The 206-nt window shown below is 40.8% G+C and carries 1 protein-coding gene; it reads left to right on the forward strand.

Features of this window, described 5'->3' with window-relative positions:
- Positions 1 to 206 (forward strand): [Fe-Fe] hydrogenase large subunit C-terminal domain-containing protein (locus TCEL_RS13260; protein ID WP_278199841.1); only part of this gene is annotated, 206 nt, incomplete at both ends.

Genomic DNA, 206 nt, shown 5'->3' on the forward strand with positions numbered 1-206 from the left:
AAAGGAAAACATTAAGGAAGTATGGAAGGCACTTGCTGATCCAGAAAAGTTTGTTGTAGTACAAACAGCACCAGCTGTAAGAGTTGCACTTGGTGAAGAGTTTGGAATGCCAATAGGAACAAGAGTTACTGGAAAGATGGCAGCAGCATTAAGAAGACTTGGATTTGACAAGGTATTTGACACAGACTTTGCAGCAGACCTTACAA

The organism is Thermobrachium celere DSM 8682, from assembly GCF_000430995.1.
Classification (GTDB): Bacteria; Bacillota; Clostridia; order Clostridiales; family Caloramatoraceae; genus Thermobrachium; species Thermobrachium celere.